The organism is Shewanella sp. WXL01, from assembly GCF_012263345.1.
Taxonomy (GTDB): domain Bacteria; phylum Pseudomonadota; class Gammaproteobacteria; order Enterobacterales; family Shewanellaceae; genus Shewanella; species Shewanella maritima.
This window is the reverse complement of record NZ_JAAIKQ010000015.1, coordinates 15,415-36,960: the sequence shown is the minus strand read 5'-3', so window position 1 is coordinate 36,960 and position 21,546 is coordinate 15,415. Positions and strand designations below refer to the sequence as shown.

The window sequence follows — 21,546 nt, the reverse complement described above, 5'->3', positions numbered from 1 at the left end:
ATGTACTTTCTTTCTTATTTACAGCGTGCCCTTAGATAGTGTGTTAAGTGGTTTGTTAAATAGTATGTTAGTGTCTACGTCGTAGACTAGGGTGGTCTACCTAATAGACTAGGGTGGTCTACCTAATAGACTAGGGTGGTCTACCACGTAGACTAGGTAGTCTAGTATGTAGGTCATTTTGACCCCAATGAATTTCCAAGGAGGGAATATGAAACAACCAATAACTCGTATAACGAGCGCAATGAAACAATACTCGTACAGACCCCCGATCAAGAAGAAGCCATCAAGTATGGAACTACGCTACAACGAATTAGTTGAAGCTGGCTTAGATGAAGCAAACATTAAAAGAATGATGATCGGAATGTTTGGCGATAGAGGTGTTGATTTCTTAGACAACCTAAGACAAGAACAAGAGCAGCAAAGCTGCGAAGAATAGAACATGGACGTGTAAGTTGATACTACTCCAATAGGTTGCTTACATATCCATCAGAAGCTTGATTAGTGACGGCTAACGAGCTTCGCCTCATTCGAGGGCTTGCTCTAATCTGGCAGGGCTTGCCCTCACCCTAATTGGCTCTTTGTGTGCCTCTCGCGTGTTTTTGTAATTGTATACATCTTCTAATCTGCACACTTTGAGCCATACCTTTTTTTAGAGGACTTGCTATAAACTTATCCAACTAGGCAGGACAAGTCCTCTTTTTTAGACGTTTTCTAAGAAGCCATAGCCACTCCACTCTGCAAATAAAGTGACAACCTAATAACCCTGTGTGCTTCAGGGCAGGTTGAAATTGGTGGAGAAAACGACTTAAAAACCTCATTTAGATGTTTCACTAAAAGCCCATTTTAAGACCCTCCACTACGTCCCATGTAGGGTAGGCTGTCTCGGGTTCGTAAAACGTCTCCTACGCCCTCTCAGGCGCTCTCAGTGCTATACTGCTATTTACAGATAAGGAAACCTAATATGAAACACATGATTAAACACACTGCTACTGAATACGCAGCATTAGATGACAAGACAAAGGATGTTCTTGCCTCACTTGATGGCAATTACAAGAAAGCATTACAAGTACACAAATTAATTAAAGGACTGGAGAGTGAATTTGGTGTTCTGTTCAACACAGAAGATCACTCTTGGGAACATGCTCCAGCAGTCCATTCATTAGACAACACAACCTTCAAGGAGCCTTAATGGATAATTTCAAACAACCAGTGAGCTTCTTTAGTGCAATGGCACCAGCTCTTATAGGCTCAGCTTCCCTCTATGCCTTTTTCTTTTACATAGGCTACCAACGAGGTTTGCCTCTTACAGAGATGGCAGCTATGGGGCTTGGTGTATGTGTGTTTTACACCTACCTACTAACCAAACTACGAAAAGCTCATTATGAGTTTTACCAACTACTTACTAACAAGGAGACCAAGTAATGAGTACATACAACGTAACAGTAAGAGACATCGATCCTACAGATGGCACTCATACAGACACAGTTCACGAATTAACGTTCACCAACATTGAAGAGCGAGGACAGCTAACAGTGTTTATGGATGAAACAGACTTAGATGATGTAAAGCTAGCGGCAGCATTTACCTCTTACAACATCCAATCTATCGTTGAAAAACCACAAGCTTAAGGAGAAACAACAACATGTTTAATCAACAAGAACAAACCAAAGAACAGCAACTTGAGCAACAAGTAGCAGCACTGAAGATTGAAATCTACGATGCTAACAAAGCTCTTCAATCAGTTAACGAAACAGTGCAGCAAATTGGCAGCATGGTGAAAGAGTTCACTGGCACAGACGAGGAAACACTACAGGGCATTATGGACAGCCTATTAGCAGGTAGCTTTGTAGCTCCTGAAGCCGCTGAGGACGCCTCAGAACTATTAGAAACAGAATAAGGAGAAACAATTATGGAAAATTTATATTACGGATTAATGGTATTCATGATCATCTTTGGTGGTCTATTTTTCTTAGGAAAAACAGCTTTCAAGATTGGTCTTAAGTTTGCTTTCATCAAGGACGATGTTAAAGCCGTTGAAGATTTACTCAAGAAGCGTTACGAAGAAGAGCGAGGCATTAGCAAAGGGGACTGTTGTGATCGGTAAATCGTTCATAGTTTTATTATTTCTTTCAATATTCACCTACCCAATAATGCACTTCGCCACAATGAGGACTTCCACAGTTTGCGTAGAAGATAAAGAGCAAGTAAGAGGAAGTAAAGGTAGTGATTATTTAATCTTCACTGATAAAGGTGTGTTCAGGAACAGTGACACACTCCTGTCTTTCAAGTTTGACAGTTCGGACGTGTATGGAGAGTTAGCACGAGGGCAGTGTTATGACGTTAAACATAACTTCTTTCGCATCAGTGTACTAAGTCGGTATTCGAACATTATTAAAATAGAGAAATAACAAGCCCATGAGGAACATGCCTGCCTAATCAAGGGTGGGCGTTCTTATTCACTAAACACGCTTAGGCACCTGATACTACAAGGAGGTTACAGTGGCAGCAGTAGATTTATTTAAAGCTAATCAATGGAAGAAAGGACAGTCAGGTAACTTAAAAGGGAGACCAAAAGGAAGCCGCAACAAGTTCACAGTTAACACGCTGAAGAAGCTAGAGAAGATGTATGAAGACAACGCTTACCAGCATATAGACGTGCTTTATTCCATTGCTTTAGGTACACACCATTTATTCAAGAAGATGACAGAGACACAGGCTCTAGGGCACCAGCTAAAAGCTATTTCTATGTTATTAGATTTACTCGATAAGAATGTAGATCAAGAACCAGACAAGATTGAGCTTACTGACAGTGACAGAGCTTCGATGATCAAAGAACTAAAGGAGAAAGTTAATGACTTGTAGAGACACATCGCAAGAGAGTTATAACGTATTAGACGAGGCTGAGCCTTGTGACGTTCTGACACCATTGGTGACAGCTTCGCCAGAAGACAGCCCACTTAAGGAAGATGGTAGAGAGTGGTTCATTTGTCCTGCTTCAGACTTCTGGTTCAGCGATAAAGGAGAGGTTTATAGCACTAAGTACAAGAGGATCTTGAAGACCAGAGAGCTTCTCTATTGTGGTAAGCCCATACTTCGTAGTCAGCTAATTGGTCGTGTCTATTTACACAACAACAGACCAGATTTACTACCAGTGGTTATGAAACGTTGGTACGAGCTTAGCTTTGCTGACAGACCAGAGAAGTTCATCTGCTTAAACCTTTCAGAATGGTGTAGACAACATAGAAAAGACTACAACGAGATTTACAGAGCTATCACCAGAGGTAGCAACACTACCCAGTGGAAGGGAGAGATAGTATATGCAGATAGCATTCGACAACCAGTTATGGAAACAGATACCACGAACACGGTACATGATCAGTAGTGACGGGTGTATTAACTACAATGGCAGGATGTTCCACACTTACACATTAGATGGCATTAGATACACTGACTTAGTTATTAACAATAAATACATCACTTACCCTCTCTCATACCTCACAGCTTTAGCCTTTTGTCCCAACCCTAACAACTACACAACTTTGCTTATCAAGAATGGGCAGATGAATGACAGCATATTCACCAACCTAGAGTGGGTAGAGAAGCTCGCTGAAGGACAAGTAGGCTTTGAAACACACATGTATGACTACCACAGGATACAACCTCAACAATACGTCCACACAGGCTCTCCTAATGACTTAGAGAAGGCTTTTAGGAATGAAGTTGATCGGTATTACAAGAGCAAAGGAACTAAGGACAGAAGCACTCAGCAACTGGAGGAGCGATATGGCAAGTAAAGAACTATGGAAGCCTATTGAGGATTATGACTCCTATTTGATTAGCAACCATGGGCGGGTAATGAATACAGACACTGGGAACATCCTCAAACCGTATCAAAGTAAGTACAAGGTTAATGGGATAACTAGATACAGAGCGCCAGAAGTGACTTTGCATGATGGCAATGGTGGCAGGAAGAATATAAACGTTTCCACTATGGCTGCTAGGGTGTTTGGTGATGTATACGACAGTGGTTATGTATCTCGTACTTTGTCCTCTCTTTATTCACAGCGTAAGGCTATTGATGCAGAGATACGAAGACTAGAACAACTGAACAACCAAGGAGATTATTAATGACTAGTAGCTACGCTACGGCGAAACACAAGGAGGTGTTTAATGTCAAGTAATTCACACATCCCTGAAGGACACATTCAAGGAGACTGGAAATGGACACAAGGTGAATGGGTGTTCATTCATAAACAAGAACGTAACGCTGAAGAGGAGCGAGCTGCGAATATAGCCGCTTATTTGAGTAAGCACATGGCTTTATCTCACGCTACAAAGTTGAAGATCCCAGATAAGGAGGTTTAATGAAAGAAGAAGCTCCCATGGAATGGGACAACATAAGTAATGACACTCTTCTCTATCTCCTACAGCAAGTTGAAGAACTAGAACAATACAAACGCTATAACAAACTCCACTCGTTCAAACCCTATCCCTTCCAAGAAGACTTTTATAAATCTGGTGCTAATTACCAGCGTAGGTTCTTATGTGCAGCCAACCGTGTAGGCAAGAGCTTCAGTGCTGCTTACGAGATGGCTCTACATCTCACTGGTCAATATCCTGATTGGTGGAATGGTAAACGATTTGATAAACCAGTCTTAGCTTGGGCAGTTGGTATTACAGGCGATAGCACACGTAAGGTGTTACAGAAAGAACTGCTAGGAACAGTGGTGGCTAAAGATGAAGACGCTATTGGAACAGGAACTATCCCTCGTGATTGTCTCGATTTCAATTCACTGGAAAGAGAAGGAAACAAAGTAAAGGTTGTGCGTGTTAAACACGTATCTGGTGGATGGTCTACCTTGGAGTTTAGATCTACTCAGCAAGGCGAACACGTATTAATGGGTGCTACTGTTGATTACATCTGGCTCGATGAAGAGGATGCTTACAGAAGCCTAGAGATATTCTCACAATGCACAACACGAACCGCGACTACTAATGGACAGGTTGTTATTACAGCAACTCCAGAAAATGGTTTATCCCCACTGGTAAGGATGTTCCAAGATAATGAGAAAGGTTTGCTATACATGCAAAACGCTACTTGGAATGATGCCCCACATCTAGATGAAGACACTAAGAAAGAACTCTTAGCCTCTATCCCTTCCTACCAGCACGACATGCGTTCACGAGGTATTCCAGTCTTAGGTAGTGGTGCTGTATTTGGCTTTGACACTAGACACATCACTGTTAGTAATACAGCTATTAACTATGCTGACGATGTTCTATGGGCTATTGACATAGCTGGTAAAGGACGAGATGACACAGTGCTTACACTGGCTGTTAAGAAGCACGGTGAAGGTGTATTAGGCAAAGATAAGATAGTGGTCAAAGAGCAATATGTATTCAGTGACCAACAAGAGAAGAGTGCTGTTCACGTTGCTTCATTCATAGCACAACACCAATTCAAGAAAGCACCAATGATCACACCAGCAGATGCTGGAGGTGAGAGGGGCTATGCAGCAATCCTTAAAGACTTAGGGGTTAATGTTGCCTACAAGTGTTTTCACAACCCACTTAATACTACTGGTTTCAAGAATATTGGTAGTAGTCATTCAGCTTGTGTAGCAACAGGTATTCACTTGATGGAAGAAGACTTCCGTAGTGGAAACTTGAAGATAGATGATAGCTGCACTGACTTATTAAAAGAGATAACAACATACGCAAGACTTGAGAACGGGAAGTTCAGCCACTCTGACGTGATTGACTCCGCTAGGTATGCGTCTGTTTCACTGCTCGCTAACAGAGGGAAGTCTGTAAGTGAGTGTTTAACAACAACGCATGACTACTGGGAGGGTGGTCAGTTAAGCGTACCAATGTAAGGAGACAATGTATGTCAAACAAGAAAGGATCTAGGGAGCATTTAGGTGTTTCTGATGATCAAGTTTATGTGGCTGATAAGCCATTAGAGGAAACACGATCAAGTAAAGGCGAGACTGGTTCTGTTGATTTAATGAAAGACAATAAGACACCAAGTGAGATGCTTTACAAACTTTACAATCACGTACTTCACAACTTGAATAATGCTAATTTCCATAAAGAGGAACGTGTTAAGTACTATCAGGAGGCGTGGCAATATTATCTGTGTCAGCGTCCTCTGTATAACGTAACCAACTTAGCCACTGTTCAGAATAAAGACGTAGAGACAGTAGAGACTGAAAGTAACGCACCAGTAGCTCCCATTATCAGGGACATCAACGAGAGTGTTATGCCTAGTCTTCTTAATGTGTTCTGCGAGAACGAGAACAAAGCAGTGGTGTACAGAGCTACTAATAAGTTCGTAACTACACGAGTAGCTGACGCTGTTAATAACACCATTAATGAAATCTTCTTAAGACAGAATGATGGATACAAGTTACTTCAAGATGCGTTCTTAGATGCTCTGGTAACTGGTAATGGATTTAGTAAACAATCTATCCAAGAAGTAAGACACGAAGACGAGATTGAAATTATTGACTGGATGGAGATTAACAACCCTGTTCTGTTAGAGGCACTGGAAGAATATCCTGATACTGATTTGTCAGTGTTAGAGATGAAAGAAGAGAAGCCTACTGAGGAAGAACAGGAACTCGCCATGGAACTTATGGGTGAAGAGCTACAACCTGTTGTCTATGTAAAAGGTTTACTCCCTCTCTTACGTGTTGAAGACAGAGTAGTTATTGAGCGAGTGCCTTTTGGTGAGCTTTATGTAGACCCTGATGTGTATGAGATTGAAGACGCTCGTTACATTACTCAGCGTCACCGTATGACAGTGGGTGAAGCATGTGATATGGGCTTTGATCCTACAATCTTAGAGAGTGCTTCTACTATTGATACACTGGGTGAGACTACTACTTCTAACAAGAAGATTTTAACTCAGCACCAACACACTAACGAAGATGACAATATCGTATCTACTATTGATCCTATTGAGCGTCCTATCTACGTGTATGAAACCTACATGTATAGCTCTGCTTTAAACAACGAAGGCAAGAGTGTGTTGTATCAAATCTTCCACACTGAGAATGAGTTATTAAGTGTATGTGAAGCTGACTGCATTCCATATTGTAATGGTAAGCCTGAGAACATCACTGGTTCGTTCTGGGGTCACTCTATGCACGATAAATACAGACACATTCAAGATCATGTTACTCGTGCTAACAAGATTGAGATTGAAGCTGCTATTGGTCAGGTATTCCCTCGATATGAAGTTGTTAAAGGTTCTGTTGAATTGCGTGAAATGCTTAACTGGAAACCTTCAGGTGTGGTACAGACACAACTCCCTGGCTCTATCAACCCTATCTACTCTGGTGATGTACCTGCTACGTTTAAAGAGGTTACACAGCGTCTTATTGAGGATGCTTCTAAAGGCGAAGGTAAAGCTGCTGGTTTAGGACTAGAGAACAGCCTGAATAATGTAGCTGCTTCTACAGTGGCGTTTGCTGTTCAGAATGCTGAGCTTAAAGACAAAACCATTGCTAAGAGTTTTGCTAATACATTAATCAAGCCTATGTTTGAGCAGATTTATAAACTAATCCGAGACAATGACCTACCTCTTAAAGTTGGCGAGGGCGAAGAGCCTATCACTGGTAAGCAACTCCCTAAACGTTGTGAGTTCCATGTTGATATTAACACTGCCAATGATGATGCTCGTATCTCTGGTCAATTAATGAATGTACTGGCTAATGAAGCAGATAGAAAAGATACATTAATGGATGCCCAACAGCGCTATAACGTGTATGAACACATGCTAAACAGCTCTGGTGTTGTTGGTGTTGATAAATACTTAACCAACCCTGAGACAAACCAACCAAGTGAAGAAGAGGTTCTTAAACAAGAACTCACTGAAGCTTATAATGCCCAGATGGCAGCTATTGCCAAAGAGAAAGGTATTGCTGATCTAAATCTTACTGCTATCAAGATAACTGAAGTAGAAAACAACATTAAAGTGGCTAACAGTGAGTTGGCTATCAAAGCTGTGGAAAGCGGTAGTAAAGAAGCTGAAGCAGCTGTCGAGGGTGCTTATAAAGCTACAGAGCTGGAACTACGTAAAGATGCTGCTAAGTTGGACGCCCAGATGACGTATGACACTGGACAACAGCAATCTGTCGCAGGCTTTCCAAGCTAATAAACAATTCTGGCAATAGATGATAGTGGAGCCTTGAGGCTGGGGAGCCTCTGATTGGTTTCTGTGGGGCTGTGAAGCTATCTATCTACCCACATAACGCGCTTCTGTGTGCATGAACGGGACTAACCACCCACAAACAGTAAAAGCACGCACGTACAACCGCGTATATCCCTTTGGCGCAGTGCCCTAGTAGGTAGGTATTAAAAGACGCGCCAAACACCTCTACAACCCGCATTATACGGGCACTCATTTAGCCCAATGAATAGGCATGTTCAGTGTATTAAAAGAAGACAGCATACCTATCTATTCTTAATGTTTCCAAAGGACAGGAAGCACCTTAAAACAAGGAGAACAAATATGTTATTAACAGAGCATAAGCAGAACGACTTAATGCAACGTTATGCAATAGCGGTAGCCGTAGTTGCTCCCTACATGAAAGACATAGTTGAAGTACACAAGAACGCTATCAAAGATAAATTCCCTCACGTAGTGGAAAACAACGAGTTTAAGAAACTTCAAACTAAATACAAATTCTTAGATGAATTACAGAACACAATCCACAACGAAGCTGTAAAGCAGGAGGAAATTTAATATGCAACTAGATCCAACATTAAACGCAGGCTTTGAAGCCGCTGAACAAGACTTAGACACATCAATGGTAATTGAAGATTTAACAACAGCAGACAACATGCTGATTGATACAGATGATTTTGACATCTTTGAGAACCTAGATGATTTATTAGTGGAAGGTAGTTCTTCTAACCCTGATAAATACACATTGGAAGATGTGGAAGACCCAACTCAAGATGAGAATGGATATGACAAGATTGAAGACGATGAAGATACTCCTGAAGCTGAAGAAGTGGATGAAGAAGAAACAGAGGAGTACGAAGAGGAAGTGCCTAAGTTAAGTGGTGATGCTTTAGAACAATTTGAGAAGCTGAATGAAAGCTTTGATGACCTCCCAGATGACTTTATGTTCTCAGTGGGATCTCAGTCTATCTCTAAAGCTGATCTAACTGACGCTGTAGCCAATAAACAAGAAGTAGTTACAGAGAAGCAACGACTAGAAGAATACAAAGGACGCTTCAAAACCTTTGACCAAGTGGCTAAGCATTTGTTTATGACCAGTGCTACAGAAGCTGATTTAGTTATTAGCCAAGCTGAAAGCATTCTCTCTAACCATGCTTTACCACAAGAAGAGCGCCTTAAAGCACATGATGCTTTACAGAAAGCTAACGCTCGTAAGCAACACATTATTCAAGAAGCTGATAAGTATGAAGCTGCTAAGAAGCAACGAAATGAAGAAGCAGTTCAACAACACATTACAGCACTGGAAACTGATCTAAGCCGTAAGTACAAAAAAGACACCATTAAAGAAGTAGGTGAGTACATGGCTTTGAATGGTTTAGATGTCAGGGATAATGATAGCGCTATGTTAGTTAATGCTCGTATGTTTGAAGTGTTTAAGAAAGCTAAATACTTTGACGAGAAAATGAGTAAGAGCAGTGACAGTGTTAAAGCTGTTACTAAGCAAACTAAATCCCCTAAAACATCTTCACGTAAGCAAGTGACCAAGACCAACAAGGCTAAATTAGAAGCTTTGATGGACAAGGGTGCTACTGGCAACGTTGAGTTGTTTAACGCATTAGAGGACTAGCAAAGAAAATTGTTAGCTCTCTAATAAGAAGAGGCTTCCTCCAATGGAGAAATGAAGGGAAGTCGCTCTTACCCGTGGTAGTGACTAGCCTCAAGTACACCACGTTATAGAGCAAATAGATGAATACGTGTGTAAATGACAACACATAAAGAGGAACGCTCAAGAGGAGACTATTTAAGCCCACTATTACGTGGGTATTTTTATGAGGAAATAAATTATGACAATTATAAGTAAATGGAGCGGCATTGCTTCCAATCCTGACCACACTAAGAAGTTCTTTGGAGGTGGTGATAGTAAACCTAAAGGCTATAACCCTTGGCTAGGTGCTGGTGGTGCTGACCAAGACAGGCGTCTAGGTGAAGCTATTCGTGATATGCCAGACATGGGCAGGTTCGATCCTGTTAACAGTGATGAACTGATTAAAGCTATCCGTGAAGGTGGTGCTAATCGTGACGCACTGAATGAATGGCTAATCAACTCAGGATCAGCTCCCATCTCAGCAGAGGATATTAATAAGACAGCTGGTGGTCTTTATGATCCACGTATTGCTGACAGTATTGCTGACCAAACTAATCGCACTATCGCTGAGAATAGAGGAATGATTGACCAAGCTAGTTCTTTCACTGGTAACACTGGTAGTCGTGCTGGTATCGCTTCTGGTATTGCCACAGGTGAAGCTATGAATGCTGGCAACATGGCTCTATTAGACTATCAACGAGGCTTACAGCGTGATGCTATGGGCATTGTCAGTGGTGATAGAGATAGACAACTAGGCATTGCTGACCGTATTGGTGATGGTCTTGACGATGCTGCTCGTAGAGCTGAATGGATTAGAGACATTGAACGAGGTGATATGGATGCTAATCGTATGGCTGAGCTATTGAACACAAGAGCTGGTCAAGAGCTATTACGTTCATGGCTATTACAAGCTGGTACTGGTGGTAGTGGCATTAGTTCAGAAGCACGTGGATAAGGAGGAAGTATGAGTGTATTAAGACAAGGCGCTTATGGTGCCTCCTCAGTGGAAAACCAAGACGATTTCTTTAACAAGATGACCCAATACAGACAAGCCTCTTTTGGTATGGCTACTCCTTCATTTGAAGACGCCATGAGTGGCAGTGCTTTGAAGCAAGGTGCTGGTGTTGTTGATTACAACCAACAAGCTATGAGTGATCCACGTATGGATATGCGTGACCCTGAATACGTGAAAACAGCTGAACAAGCAGCAGCAGGTGATGCTGGTGAACCTACAGCTAAACCACAAGCTATTGGTGTTGGTGGTGCTATTGCCATTAACGCAGCTAGTAGCATTATTGGCAGTTTATTAAGCGGTGGTGGTAGTTCTCGTGTTACTCATACACAAGCTCCTCCAACACACAGCTATAGCATTTTACGAGACGCTATGAAGACAGCAGCAGGGAGGGGTTAATTATGTCTATTGAACAAATCTTATCCACCATTCCTATGTCTCATGTCCCTGAAGTAAATCAACTAATAGCTGAACAGAGACAACGCTTAGGACTGGAACCTGCTGGACAACCTTCTCCATTCTCTCCTATGCCAGAGATGCCTGTTATGGCTCCTGAGCAACAACAAGAAGTAGATTGGATGGCACCAGTAGGTGAAGGAATGTTACAAGTTCAACCTCCACGTGAGTTAGCTCGTATTGATGATATGGGTAAAGCTAAACAAGTAGATGAATGGGCTAACAATCCTAAATACAAGAACGCGATAGATGGCATTGTGAAAATTGCTAAAACTATTGCTGAACAAGTTAATGATCCTTTTACTCCGTACTCTATTGAGAATGGTCAAGAGGATATGAATAACCACATCATTGAAACCCTGATGAAAGGAGGTGAGTAATGGCTTATCCACAAAACGTATCAAGTCTATTAATGCCTGAACAAGATCAGGTTGTTTTAGAGATGAATGACGCTAAAAGACGAGAAGAAGAGAGACGTAGACAGCAATACCAAAATAACATGGGTATTGATGCGCCTTTGATTGGCAGTAACTTACCTAGTGAGATTACAGGACAAGGAACACCTCGTAATGTTAATTCACAATTCACACACCAGCCTCAACAAGAAGTTGATCCGTGGAAAGCTACTCGTGAAGGTTTTGACAGAATACTACCTAATCGTTTGTATCCATATGAAGGCAATGTTAGACAATCAGCACAAGAAGATTTAAGCCCATCAGAGATGACAGAGCTTGGCCTTTTAGCAACAGAGCCTAATGTACCTGAACAACCTGCTCAGAAGACCACAGATGTAGTTACAGACACAGGTGAACAGAAGCAAGTAGGTGATGGAAGTCCCACACAAGATGACACTGCTACAGCTCACAGTATGATTACTTCCTCTCCTGAAACTCAGCGAGATATGGACTTAGCTAAAGCTCAGAAAGTTACTGCTGGTATGTCAGGTGCTCCACAATACCAATTTGAAGAATACAGTGATAATGGCTCATGGCAGGCTGGTCTTCTCTCAGCGGGTATGGTTATCCTCACTGCTGCTTTAGCTGGAGCAGAGGGTGAAGACATGCAACGTGCTATTGCTGGTGCTGCTGCTGCTGGTTTCAGTACATTCGGTGAATATGAAGGTATTCGTGAACGCTCTAAGAACCGCGCTGCTCTACAAGCTCAAGGCTATGCTGATAAAGACATTGCTGCTTGGGAACGTAGTGGTGAAGCTGATGACCTTATTGCCACAATGCGTGAGAACCAATTCCTTAAACCTGACCAAGAACAGAAGCGATACTTCAAAGAAGGTGAAATCAACCCTGTCACTGGTGAGAAGATGAGTGAAGGTAATTACACACGTAACACTACTTATGATCGTATGGGTAATCCTACTTATGGTGACTGGACTTACCAAGGTGATCCTTTAGCTCCTCAGAAGATGGCTGTTGAAATAAAAGCACAGGAACGCAGAGATGCTGAACAAGCTGCTGCTGAAGCTGCTGCTGTCCAAGCTGACCAAGAAGCTCTCACTTCTCATATGGCTGCTGAAGATGTACTAGGTGTTATCAATCAAATTGGTGAAGATGATATTGCTAATGCTGGTGGTTATTCATCTATGGGCGGTTACTGGTCTACAAGCTCTCGTGGTAGTGAAGCACTGTTTAACCAATTAGGCTCTAAGCAATTCTTAGAAGGTATTGAAGCCATGCGTGGTATGGGTGCTTTATCTGACAAGGAAGGCTCTAAGATTAGTGGCGCTGCTAACGCCTTAATTGACCCTAACACTGGCACATTACGTACTGGACTACCTGAAAACTTCATCAGAGAGCAGTTAAACATTATGCGCACTTCTTCTAAGAAGATGCAGTATTTAGCTAATTATAAATCACAGTTTGGTAGAGAACCTTCTAAGGCAGAATATCACGCTATTAGTCGTCAGTTTGATCAAGAGCAAAATGCTAATGATCCTTTGGGCATCAGATAGGAGGTAGTTAATGAATATTGCTGAAATAAGAAAGAACTATCCCGCTTATGGTGATCTGACTGATGATGCTTTAGCTCGTGCCTTACATCGTAAGAATTACAGTGATATGTCTTTTGAAGACTTCTCTGAACGTATTGGACACAATCCATACTCAATAGGAGACACTGTTAGGTCTGCTGCTCAGGGTTTGACTTTCGGATTTGGTGATGAAATCGAGGCTGGCGTAAAGTCAGCTTTCGGTGACAACACTTATGAAGAAGAAGTTGATGCTATCCGTAAACGTATGGGTGAGTATTCACAAGATAACCCATGGGAAGCTGGTATCTCTGAGGTAGTTGGCAGTGCTCCTCTTATGTTAATACCAGGAGTGGGCTGGGCTAAGAACGCCTCTACAGCGTCAAAGCTAGGTAAGTTAGCTGGTGAAGGTGCTGGTTATGGTGCTGCTTATGGTGCTGGTACTTCTGAGGCTAACCCATTAGACGCTCCAGTGGACTTCATTACAGACGTAGGCACAGGTGCAGGTGTTGGTGCTGTAGCCTCTCCTGTTGGCTATGGCATTGGTAAGAAGATAGGTGATGCTATTACACCTGACAAAATGCCAATAAACAAGCTCAAGCATGAACAAAACTACAACATAGATCCCTCACTAGCTGACATCTCTCCAACACTGGGTAAGGTGTCTGGTGTGTTAGATGAAACAACAGGTGGTCTATCAGCTTCGAAAGGGCGTGCTGGCAGAGATGAAAGTACATCTAAAGAGCGTTTAGATAATCTCGGAAGCCTTAAAAGTGCTGAAGAGGTTGGTGACTTCTTTATTAACAATCATAAAAACTGGCTGAAAGGCAATGAGAAAGACTTTGAAGAAGCTTATGGGTTTTTCAATAAGAAGATTGGCGCAGACACGGAACCAGCTGACACTTCTTCTACTGTTAAAATGCTTGAAGGTAGCAGGAAAAGCTTGAGCGCAATGGCAGATGTGTTAACTCCTACTTCTTACAAGAAGATTGAGAAAGTGCTGAAAGGTGAAAAGCCTATGGAATTAAAAGCCATGATCGAGTTTCGTTCTGATGTAGGTCATGGAATTAAATCCGAGAAGCTAGGCTCTGATGATGTACGTCAAGGGAAGTTAAAGAATTTGTATAGTGCTTTGACTGAAGATATAGACGCTACTGTCAAGAGGCTTGCTGGTAAAGATGGCTATGATGATTATGTAGCACTGAATGATAGATACAAAGAGTTCTTAGATGTTCAAAACGATGTACGAGATCTTTACAACAAAAGAGGTAAAACTGTAAAAGGTTCAGAGTTTGTTGAAGCTGTTCGTCTTGCTTACCAAAAAGCACCTGAAAGGCTTCGTCCATACTGGGAATCATTATTCGAACACACACCTAATTACCGAGCAAACAAAGAAGCCCTAGATGATGCTGGTGAGTCTCTGATTCGTCAATTTGCGTTTAAAGGTAAAGACATAGATCCTATCCACTTTGCAGAACGCTATGGCATTGCTGATAGGAAGAAAGCAGATGTTGTTACAGAAAAGCCGCATATCTACTTATCTGACACTCTAGATGAGATAGAGAGGTCATTAACAAACCAAGCTTTATATAAGGACTATGTCAACAGTCCTGTTAGTGATTTCATCTCATCTCCAGAGAGAGCTAGAGAAGTAATAGGTGCTGTGAAGACAGCACAGAGAGCTAGTGATAGCGCTGACAAAGCAAGTATGGTGGGTCATGGTTTGTCATCTGGTTTACCTGCCATTGTGGACGTTGGCTCAGTGGTAGGTGGTTCTCTTCCTATTGCTACTGTTATCTCTTTGGTTAGTACATACGGGATAAATCGTGCCCTTAACTCTCCTAGAGTTGGCAAGCAAGTGTTAAAAGCGGTTGATGCGTTAGCTAAGCTTCCACCTGAGATGCTATCCCCTGAACAGGCTCAATTGCTTTATATAATCACAGCTCAACAGATGGTAGGCAACCAAGCACAGGAGGTGAACAATGAGTAATAGTTGGGCACCTATGGACACTCCTCTACAGCAGAAGTTCTGGGCTTCAGAGGATAAATGGAATACAGCCAGAGCCATTATTGCTTCCTCTGTAAATGAAATTGATGCTATGCACAATCTAAGACGTAAGCATGATGGTAGTAGATGGAGCACTAATACACAGCGTAGGCGTATATTGAATGCTTTTAAAGCACACATTAACAAGCCTTCCTTTGTAGGTGTTCCCTTCCGTGGTGATGGCAGTTATCCAGCGTTTGATGTTCCTTGGTGGTTAGATCCTGAATGGATTGGTTCATCTGGAGTAGAGACAGGTAACACTATCACTGTAGGAGAAGGCTCTAATGGAACAACAGGCCAGCTTGGCTGGAGAGGTACTAGCTTTGGTTCTATTAATACAGCTGCTCCGTATTTCAACGATAGGTTATGGGGTGATGGAACTGACAACCTACGTCTAACAGACATCTATGTGAATGCCACAGATACTTTCTACTGGAACACTCTCTCGTGGAATGTAGAAGGCAAAGCTGATGGCTCTAATAACGTAGACATTGAAGTTAGGATAGTTGGTTTTAACAATGACCAATGGATACGCATGGACGGCAACAATACACAGTTCATTGATGGTTTCTATATTGTCAGTGATTTAACTGGTATTACACAGTTCTTCCAATCCCGTATTGGTCAAGAGATTGTAGTTCAGGCTCGTACATTAGGCGCTACTGCTAACCACTGGAACACTATTAATATTACTCCTAATGGCAACGGTGTTGTCACTGATAATGGCTATACAAACGCCTCAGTGGATGCTGGTGGGTGGATGTGGAACATTGGTACATCAAGTCCATTACAGCCTATTGCTGGTCGTTCCTTTGTATTCAAATACAGAGATTTCACAAGAACTGGCACAGGTAATGTTAACTTCAGGCTACAAGGTGAAGGACAGACAGATGTTGTTGATGGCTGGACACCTATTGAGGGAGATAGCAGCTTCAACAGTCAGGTTATCAGTGTTCCTGTTGGTTATGATCGTATTCAGTTACGCATTGGTTCAGCTAACACAGATGTGAGCTTTGATGCTTGTTTGATTGAGACCAGCTGAAGCTAATTGCTTAGACAGGAACAAGAGAGCACTCGTAAGGGTGCTTTCTTATTTCAAGGAGGAGAACAAATGTATAACCCAAGAGCAACCTACGAGGCAATGCTAGGAAGACCCATTGAAGATGATGAATGGGAAGTGTTTCTTAGTCACCAAAATGAAATAGCTAAGAAGCAAAGTGAAGCTGGTACTAAAGCACACGAAGTGATATTTGCCACTCAAGAGGAAAAACTAAAGGAAGCTGAAGCTGAACACTTAGAAATCAACAAAGAGTTCTATAAACGACTTGAAGAGCGTAATGCTTTAGCTGAGAAAGAAGAAGCTGAATTAGAGGCAATGAGAGAGGCTAGATACGCTGAAACTATGGCTGAACATGCTGAGCTATCTAAACAAGCTTCAGAGGAATACTGGGCTAATAGAGAGCGTGAGAGAGCTGAAAGCCATAAGCGTTATGTTGAAGCACAAGAGCGTGAACAAGCTGCTAAAGAGAAGGCTAAAGAGGAAGCAGTGAAGATAGCTGAGCATAGACGTAAGCATGGCATTAAAACAGGGACGGAGAAGGCAGCGTATGCGGCTAATGCTGATAAGCGCCTTAAATGGGAACAGAGGTTTGATGAGAATTGGCACTATGCTGGTGTTGAATTGTTTACTTGGAAATCTGAAGAACCTTTCCCTTTATGCCCACACAATATTGATAACTACAAGAATGTTGAGTGGGAACAGAGGGTGAGTGATGCCCTAAATAAACTAAAGAACATGGAGGTTAATAATGAGTTTAATTGAAACTAAAACCCACATCGAGCAATACACCACAGTGCCTACTTACAGCTCGTTAGTAGAAGTGGTTAAAACGTATCTCAACCGTAAAGACGTAGACACGGTGAATACAATTCCATTCTTCATTAACGCAGCGGAGAAAACTATCTTACGTAATCTTCGTATGCCTTCGATGGAGAAGCTGGTTAGGTTGTCACTAAGAGAGCATGGCACAGAAGATGAATACTACTTCTTAATGCCTGCTGACTATTTAGAAATGAAGCAGATTTACACAGAAGGTGGACACTTAGAGCGTATCCCATTTGAACAGATGTATAACACTGAGGCTAAGTCTTTAGATCAGAGTGAGATCTATTCAACTGGTGATTTCTCTCGTCCTGCTGGCTACTTTGCTGTTGTAGCTAATCGTGTTTATGTACGAGGTAATATTGAGCCAACTACTAACATCTTCCTGAACTACTACAAAGATATTCCTGAGATTAACGAGGATACTCAAAGCAACGTGTTATTAGATTTAGCACCAGATGCTTTCGTGTTCTTGGCAGTGGCTGAGGGATGGAAGTTCTTACAGGAAGAAGACAAGGCTCGCCAATGGGAGCAACAAGGCTTTAACCGATTAGCAGCTATCACACAACAGGTCAAAGATGCTGAGTGGAGTGGTAGTAGCATGTCTATAAAGCCTGCGTTCTAATGAACTTGGATTAGGGAAGAATGAAGTATAGCGGAGGGACGTTCTATGAAACAACAACAAAACAATATAACAAATGTTGAGATAACAGATAGCGTCTGCGAGGAAACTATACGCCTTCTTAAACCTAAATTGGCTCTGTTTGACTACATCACTGAACAAACATTCAAAGACAAATTGAAGAGTGGTGCTTATAAACTTGTCTCTATCCATGGGTTCTTAGTGTTCTTGGAGTACATTGTTTATGAGACTGGTCTGAAAGTGATGGAAGTGAATGTCATTAATAGCGATCAAGATGTGAACAACACGCCCGATGTTATGAGAGAAGCCTTAGCTGCGGTTGAGGATTATTGTTCTCAGTGGGAAGTAGACAGGTTTGTCTTGGATGGTAGGACAGGATGGAAGCGTGTGTTCCCTGATTACTCAGTGGAGAAAACCATACTATCTAAAAATCGAATACGATCTAATTATTAACTAAAAGCAGTGTTGTTTAAACTATTGCTAAACTAATTGAACGAGGTAAAAATTATGGATATTGACACATTTGAAACACAACTATCTGACGCGCTAAGCCACGCAGACCATGTTATTAACAATTTACACGAAGGTGATGTAGATAGCGCCAAGGCTCACTTAGCTTCTGTTGTCGATGATGTTAAAGACTTGATTGCTGACTTAGAAATGAGTGAGAATGGCAAGCAAGTTGGGTAATACGCCCATAGGTGTTTATCCCTTGTAATACTGATAGTTACAAAGACCCATAGGTGTTAAACCCAAGGGCTATAGGTGTTAAACGGTGAAGTAAGTAAACGAAGTATAAAACGAAGTTTACAGCGCTACGCTAGTAGGGCTTTAAACGCCCTACGCGCTAGCTTGGAAGAGAACACTGAAAAGAAGAAAGAGAGTGAATATCAACTCCCATAACTCTAAGCAGCCATGTTAATCATCGGACACTATCTTCTTCAGTGTACATCTTCTAATACCAACTAGCGTCTTTCACCCAACGCGTTTTACACCCACAGTATTAATATTGACGCTTGTTATGCAAGCTATTTAGTCTAACATGCCTGCTAAACTTGTGGCGTCATGCTTGGTGTACCTCATTAACATTCTCATATCTTTGTGCCCAGACACACCCGCCACTAAAGCATGATCCATTCCTTTCATTATCAAGCTACTTATCCTCCAATGTCTCAGGCTATGGAGAACAAACATATCAAGTCCCACTTCATCAGCTGCCTTCCTAACTTGCTTACTTATCCTCTGTGGATTTACAGCAAACAAAATTCCTCTCCCATTACTGAGTTCCTTCTCAACTATCTCAATCGCTTTCTTATTCAATGGCACTTTTCTACTCGTTCCATTCTTGGTGTCGAATAGTTGAATATACTTCTTAGCCAAGTTCACATTAGTACGATGTATGAACACAGCTTCACTTCGTCTCATTCCTGTTTCCTTTAGCAACATAGCCACAGGTTTAACATCATCAGGTAGTAGACTAAACACTCTGCTTATCTCTGCTTCAGTGGGGATGTATTCGCGCCTAACGTCACTGGAGGGTGTCCTGACGTGTTCAAACACATTAGGAAGGGGTAAGCCCATGTCACGTCTTAACCAGTTCCAGAAGCGCTGTAAGGCTCCCACATCACTCTTAACTGTGGCATCACTCACTTGCTTTTGACGCTGAGTAATAAACCACCTAACATCCTCTGAGGTGAAGTCCTTTAATGGAACACACCCAAAGAAATGCTTAATGGATTTGTATTGGTATTGGTAGGTGTGTCTATAGCCCTTCTGGTGTTGAGCTACTTCTTCTTCGTAAAGTTCTATTGAATGGTTTAGTTGAGCGTAAATAGAGATGTTCATTTGGCACCACCTTGTTATCGACTATGGATAAGGTGGAGCAATAAAGTAGGTATGTGCTTGAAAACTATATGGTACAACCGAGTGGATTCGAACCACCGACCCCCACCATGTCAAGGTGGTGCTCTAACCAACTGAGCTACGGTTGTATATCTGAATTGTATTTGAAAGGGAATGGTACAACCGAGTGGATTCGAACCACCGACCCCTACCATGTCAAGGTAGTGCTCTAACCAACTGAGCTACGGTTGTATTGCTAAAAAGCGTTTCCCTTCAAAGCGCTGGCTATATTAAGTGGCTTAACTAAGCCTTGCAAGTAAAAAAATACAATTTGTGTTTAAACGAACAAATGCTATCCAACTTTGCAGCCGTTCTCGGCTGCAGAACACATACAATGAGAAACTAGAGTCAATTGGTGGTTCAATAAGCCTATTTATTGTTCAATCTCTTAAACTATGTTGGTTTCATCCAGCTGTCAGCTGATAACAAAGCGTTTTGGATTCTTTTGGATGTAAATTAACCTACCGGCGAACAACACTGCTGCAGTGCTTAAGCCGGCAATTAGCCCAATCCAGAAACCGCTGGCACCCATGCGCTCAACAATGATATCGGTATAAGCTAATACATAGCCTAGTGACATACCGATAAACCAATATGATATCAGCGAAATATAGAATGCACTTTTCGTGTCTTTATAACCACGCAGTGCACCGGCTGTGACAACTTGAATGGAGTCTGATATTTGATAAAGGCCAGCTAACAACATCAATGAGCCTGCAAGTTGGATCACTTCTTTATTGTCGTTATATAAAAGCGCAATGTCATGCTTAAACACCACTGTAATTATCGCGGTGACCACGGCAAGCGACAGCGCGATTGCTGTGCCCACTTTAGTTACAAGTGCGGAGATTTCTGGTTGCTCTTTACCTAGGTAATATCCCACGCGTATTGAAACCGCGATACCAATTGAAAGCGGTAGCATGAATACGATGGATGAGAAATTCATCGCAATTTGGTGGGCAGCAACGACTGTTGAGCCTAGAGGCGCGATAAATAGCGCGATAACTGCAAACAAGCTGACCTCAAAAAACAGTGCTAGTGCGACAGGTAAACCCAGTTTTACCATTTTCCACATCTTGCCCCATTTAGGCATAAACCATTTTCTAAATGGTGCTAACTCTTTAAATGTGCGATCAAACTTCATATATATGAGCATCGAGGCAAACATTGCCCAAAATACCAGTGCAGTTGCCACGCCGCATCCTGCACCGCCAAGGGCTGGCATGCCAAATTTTCCGTGAATAAAGATATAGTTTGCCGGTATGTTCACAGCAAGACCGACAAAGCCGATGATCATCGGCGGCATTGTATGGGATAGTCCCTCACTGCAACCCCTAAGTACCTGATAAAGCAAAAATGCTGGTGCGCCCCAAAGCAAAAAGTTTATGTAGCCGGTTGTTAGCTGATATAAATCTTGCTCAAGGTTCATTAAATCGAGAATAAAACTCGAACTTGCTAGAAAGATCATCACAGCAAATGCGCCAATTATGGCAATATATCCAGCTTGGAATAATAAAGGTGGTATTGCGCGCTGATTGTTTGCGCCATGGTGTTCACTAAACACTGGCGTGAATACTAGCAATAACCCTTGAATGAATAAGATTGACGGTAGCCAAAGACTTGAGCCAACCGCTACAGCAGCCATATCGACGGCGCTAATTTGTCCCGCCATTACCGTGTCGATAAAACCCATCATGGTTTGGGTGACTTGCGCGACTAATACTGGCAAGGCGAGTTGGGTAAGGCGTTTGGCTTGATAGCCTGCATTATTCATATAAAACCTA

The 21,546-nt window shown here is 42.0% G+C and carries 25 protein-coding genes and 2 tRNA genes; 23 read left to right on the top strand and 4 right to left on the bottom strand.

What is annotated here, in order from left to right:
* Positions 1-289 precede the first annotated feature (289 nt).
* From G3R49_RS19380 to G3R49_RS19270, 23 genes are all read left to right on the top strand, one after another.
* Complete coding sequence (locus G3R49_RS19380; protein WP_167870755.1) at positions 290-436, top strand: hypothetical protein; 147 nt, start codon at positions 290-292, stop codon at positions 434-436.
* A 525-nt stretch (positions 437-961) separates the two neighbouring features.
* Positions 962-1,189 carry a hypothetical protein gene (locus tag G3R49_RS19375; protein ID WP_167870754.1) on the top strand — a complete coding sequence of 76 codons (228 nt, stop codon included), beginning with the start codon at positions 962-964 and terminating at the stop codon, positions 1,187-1,189.
* Complete coding sequence (locus G3R49_RS19370; RefSeq protein ID WP_167870753.1) at positions 1,189-1,422, top strand: hypothetical protein; 234 nt, start codon at positions 1,189-1,191, stop codon at positions 1,420-1,422. Before G3R49_RS19375 ends, G3R49_RS19370 begins: the two co-directional genes overlap by 1 nt.
* Positions 1,422-1,628, top strand: coding sequence for a hypothetical protein (locus tag G3R49_RS19365; protein WP_167870752.1), 207 nt, complete (start codon positions 1,422-1,424; stop codon positions 1,626-1,628). Before G3R49_RS19370 ends, G3R49_RS19365 begins: the two co-directional genes overlap by 1 nt.
* Before the next feature lie 14 nt (positions 1,629-1,642).
* The gene (locus G3R49_RS19360; protein WP_167870751.1) at positions 1,643-1,897 is read left to right on the top strand and encodes a hypothetical protein; all 255 of its coding nucleotides are present in this window, start codon (positions 1,643-1,645) and stop codon (positions 1,895-1,897) included.
* Between the two features lie 12 nt (positions 1,898-1,909).
* Positions 1,910-2,104 (top strand): hypothetical protein, encoded by a 195-nt coding sequence (locus G3R49_RS19355; protein WP_167870750.1) that lies wholly within the window; start codon positions 1,910-1,912, stop codon positions 2,102-2,104.
* A gap of 395 nt (positions 2,105-2,499) precedes the next feature.
* On the top strand, positions 2,500-2,862 hold the full coding sequence (locus G3R49_RS19350) for a DUF5681 domain-containing protein (RefSeq protein ID WP_167870749.1): 363 nt from the start codon (positions 2,500-2,502) through the stop codon (positions 2,860-2,862).
* A gap of 921 nt (positions 2,863-3,783) precedes the next feature.
* Positions 3,784-4,128 (top strand): NUMOD4 domain-containing protein, encoded by a 345-nt coding sequence (locus tag G3R49_RS19345; RefSeq protein WP_167870748.1) that lies wholly within the window; start codon positions 3,784-3,786, stop codon positions 4,126-4,128.
* Positions 4,129-4,170: 42 nt separating this feature from the next.
* Positions 4,171-4,365, top strand: coding sequence for a hypothetical protein (locus G3R49_RS19340; RefSeq protein ID WP_167870747.1), 195 nt, complete (start codon positions 4,171-4,173; stop codon positions 4,363-4,365).
* Positions 4,365-5,876 carry a terminase family protein gene (locus tag G3R49_RS19335; protein WP_167870746.1) on the top strand — a complete coding sequence of 504 codons (1,512 nt, stop codon included), beginning with the start codon at positions 4,365-4,367 and terminating at the stop codon, positions 5,874-5,876. The genes G3R49_RS19340 and G3R49_RS19335 overlap by 1 nt, the downstream gene beginning before the upstream one ends.
* A gap of 11 nt (positions 5,877-5,887) precedes the next feature.
* Positions 5,888-8,161, top strand: a complete 2,274-nt coding sequence (locus tag G3R49_RS19330; protein WP_167870745.1) for a hypothetical protein — start codon at positions 5,888-5,890, stop codon at positions 8,159-8,161.
* Between the two features lie 357 nt (positions 8,162-8,518).
* On the top strand, positions 8,519-8,752 hold the full coding sequence (locus tag G3R49_RS19325; protein ID WP_167870744.1) for a hypothetical protein: 234 nt from the start codon (positions 8,519-8,521) through the stop codon (positions 8,750-8,752).
* A gap of 1 nt (position 8,753) precedes the next feature.
* Positions 8,754-9,821: a hypothetical protein gene (locus tag G3R49_RS19320; RefSeq protein ID WP_167870743.1), complete on the top strand. Its 1,068-nt coding sequence runs from the start codon at positions 8,754-8,756 to the stop codon at positions 9,819-9,821.
* A gap of 217 nt (positions 9,822-10,038) precedes the next feature.
* Positions 10,039-10,794, top strand: coding sequence for a hypothetical protein (locus tag G3R49_RS19315; protein ID WP_167870742.1), 756 nt, complete (start codon positions 10,039-10,041; stop codon positions 10,792-10,794).
* Positions 10,795-10,803: 9 nt separating this feature from the next.
* Positions 10,804-11,250: a hypothetical protein gene (locus G3R49_RS19310; protein WP_167870741.1), complete on the top strand. Its 447-nt coding sequence runs from the start codon at positions 10,804-10,806 to the stop codon at positions 11,248-11,250.
* Between the two features lie 2 nt (positions 11,251-11,252).
* Positions 11,253-11,687 (top strand): M3 family oligoendopeptidase, encoded by a 435-nt coding sequence (locus G3R49_RS19305; protein WP_167870740.1) that lies wholly within the window; start codon positions 11,253-11,255, stop codon positions 11,685-11,687.
* Positions 11,687-13,273 carry a hypothetical protein gene (locus G3R49_RS19300; RefSeq protein ID WP_167870739.1) on the top strand — a complete coding sequence of 529 codons (1,587 nt, stop codon included), beginning with the start codon at positions 11,687-11,689 and terminating at the stop codon, positions 13,271-13,273. The genes G3R49_RS19305 and G3R49_RS19300 overlap by 1 nt, the downstream gene beginning before the upstream one ends.
* A gap of 10 nt (positions 13,274-13,283) precedes the next feature.
* Positions 13,284-15,278 (top strand): hypothetical protein, encoded by a 1,995-nt coding sequence (locus G3R49_RS19295; protein ID WP_167870738.1) that lies wholly within the window; start codon positions 13,284-13,286, stop codon positions 15,276-15,278.
* Entirely contained in the window at positions 15,271-16,377 is a 1,107-nt protein-coding gene (locus G3R49_RS19290) for a hypothetical protein (protein WP_167870737.1), read from the top strand. Before G3R49_RS19295 ends, G3R49_RS19290 begins: the two co-directional genes overlap by 8 nt.
* 69 nt (positions 16,378-16,446) lie before the next feature.
* Positions 16,447-17,157, top strand: a complete 711-nt coding sequence (locus G3R49_RS19285) for a hypothetical protein (protein WP_167870736.1) — start codon at positions 16,447-16,449, stop codon at positions 17,155-17,157.
* Positions 17,144-17,842, top strand: a complete 699-nt coding sequence (locus G3R49_RS19280) for a hypothetical protein (RefSeq protein ID WP_167870735.1) — start codon at positions 17,144-17,146, stop codon at positions 17,840-17,842. The genes G3R49_RS19285 and G3R49_RS19280 overlap by 14 nt, the downstream gene beginning before the upstream one ends.
* 45 nt (positions 17,843-17,887) lie before the next feature.
* Positions 17,888-18,313: a hypothetical protein gene (locus G3R49_RS19275; RefSeq protein WP_167870734.1), complete on the top strand. Its 426-nt coding sequence runs from the start codon at positions 17,888-17,890 to the stop codon at positions 18,311-18,313.
* 54 nt (positions 18,314-18,367) lie between these two features.
* A complete protein-coding gene (locus tag G3R49_RS19270; RefSeq protein WP_167870733.1) occupies positions 18,368-18,550 on the top strand; it encodes a hypothetical protein in 183 nt (60 codons plus the stop codon).
* 342 nt (positions 18,551-18,892) lie between these two features.
* On the opposite strand, the gene G3R49_RS19265 is transcribed toward G3R49_RS19270, so the two are convergent.
* The 4 genes from G3R49_RS19265 to G3R49_RS19250 form a co-directional block, all read right to left on the bottom strand.
* Entirely contained in the window at positions 18,893-19,705 is an 813-nt protein-coding gene (locus G3R49_RS19265) for a site-specific integrase (RefSeq protein ID WP_167870732.1), read from the bottom strand.
* Positions 19,706-19,774: 69 nt separating this feature from the next.
* Positions 19,775-19,851, bottom strand: a tRNA-Val gene (locus G3R49_RS19260).
* 26 nt (positions 19,852-19,877) lie between these two features.
* Positions 19,878-19,954: transfer RNA gene (locus G3R49_RS19255), tRNA-Val, on the bottom strand.
* Between the two features lie 223 nt (positions 19,955-20,177).
* Positions 20,178-21,536 (bottom strand): MATE family efflux transporter, encoded by a 1,359-nt coding sequence (locus G3R49_RS19250; protein WP_167870731.1) that lies wholly within the window; start codon positions 21,534-21,536, stop codon positions 20,178-20,180.
* Positions 21,537-21,546: the final 10 nt, after the last annotated feature.